This window comes from Streptomyces sp. NPDC002130, from assembly GCF_040296465.1.
Lineage (GTDB): Bacteria > Actinomycetota > Actinomycetes > Streptomycetales > Streptomycetaceae > Streptomyces.
This window is the reverse complement of the sequence record NZ_JBEOXI010001104.1, coordinates 1-1143: the sequence shown is the minus strand read 5'-3', so window position 1 is coordinate 1143 and position 1143 is coordinate 1. Positions and strand designations below refer to the sequence as shown.

Annotated in this window: 1 protein-coding gene; it reads left to right on the top strand. The window is 68.9% G+C overall.

From position 1 onward, the window contains the following. Position 1: 1 nt before the first annotated feature. The coding region (locus ABT116_RS48795; protein WP_351648024.1) for a cytochrome P450 family protein at positions 2-1143 on the top strand (1142 nt) is incomplete at its 3' end.

Below are 1143 nucleotides of genomic sequence, written 5' to 3'. Positions count from 1 at the left end.
GATGACCACCGAGCTGCCCCGCACCCAGGAACAGCTTCCCCCCGAGTTCTTCACCGCCCCCGAGGGCAACGACCTGCACACCGCCAATGCCAAGCTCCGCGCGAGCGGTTGCCCGGTCCACGCCATCAACTACCCGGTGGGCGGCGAGGGTTACGTCGTCGCCGATTACACGACCGTACTCAAGGCGTTCAGCGACCCGCGGCTGTCCAAGCGGGTCGACAACGCCCCCGCGTGGTTCCGCGACCTCGTCAAGGACTCCAGCCCGGTCCTGGTGCGGAACATGCTGACCGCCGATCCGCCGGAGCACACCCGGCTGCGCAAGCTCGTCAGCCGCGCCTTCGTCCCGCGCCGGATGGAGCTGCTGCGCCCGCGTGTCCAGGAGATCACCGACGAGCTCATCGACGCCTTTCCCGAGCAGGGCGAGGTGAACCTGATGGAGTTCGCCTTCTCGCTGCCGATGCGGGTCATCTGCGAGTTCCTCGGCGTCCCGGTCGCGGACCGGCCGCAGCTGCACACCTGGGGCAACTGGCTCAGCGGCGCCCCGTATCCCGACGCGGAGTCCAACGAGAAGCTGAAGGACGCCAGCGAGAACATCGAGCGCTACCTCCTCGACCTCCTCGCCGACCGTCGCGCGAACCTCGGTGACGACCTGGTCAGCATCCTGGTGCGGGCCGCCGACGAGGAGGACCGCTTCACCAACGACGAACTGGTCTCCACCCTGGTCCTGCTGATCATCGCCGGCCACAAGACCACCGCCAACCTCATAGGCAGCGGCACCCACGCGCTGCTCACCCACCCCGACCAGCTCGAACTCCTGCGCTCCCGGCCGGAGCTGGCCGATTCCGCCGTGGAGGAGTTCCTGCGCTTCGAGTCCCCCGTCTACCGGGGAACCCTCCGCGTCGCAGCCGAGGACATGGAGCTGGGTGGCTGCCCCATTCCCAAGGAGAGCTTCGTCCACCTGCTGATGGGCTCCGCCAACCGGGACCCCGAAGCCTTCGAGAAGCCGGACGAGCTCGACATCACGCGCACCGCCAACCGGCACCTCGCGTTCGGCCAGGGCCCGCACTTCTGCGTCGGCGCCCCGCTCTCCCGCGTCGAGGGCAACATCGCCTTCACCACCCTGCTGCGCCGACTGCCGGGCCT